At 33.4% G+C, this 335-nt stretch carries 1 protein-coding gene; it reads left to right on the top strand.

Annotated features, from left to right (window positions below; all coding sequences use genetic code 11):
* Positions 1–335: zinc-ribbon domain-containing protein (locus KVT37_RS31985; protein ID WP_217578993.1), on the top strand; the 335-nt coding region annotated here is incomplete at both ends.

Genomic DNA, 335 nt, shown 5'->3' with positions numbered 1-335 from the left:
GAATGGAGGGCAACAGTAAGTAGCCGAACTTCAGGTACTAGCTGTCCTGAATGTGCAAAAGATTCAAGAATTAAAAGTTTTAAAAAATATAAGTTAAAAAATGGTTCTTCTTTAGCTGGAAAATTTCCTGAGTTGATAAAAGAATGGAATTACAAAAGAAATGGAGATATAACACCAGAAGAAGTTAATTATGGAAGTAACGAGGAATTCTGGTGGGAGTGTGAATTAGGACAAGAAAGGAAAACTGCTGTAAATTCTAGAACTTCGAAAGGTACATGTTGTAATCATTGCCCTTATGAATTTAACACCTCATTTCCTGAACAAGCAATTTATTA

The organism is Mesorhizobium sp. GbtcB19 (assembly GCF_019091085.1).
Classification (GTDB): domain Bacteria; phylum Pseudomonadota; class Alphaproteobacteria; order Rhizobiales; family Rhizobiaceae; genus Mesorhizobium.
The sequence above is the reverse complement of the archived record's forward strand: the minus strand, read 5'-3'. Positions and strand labels throughout refer to the sequence as shown.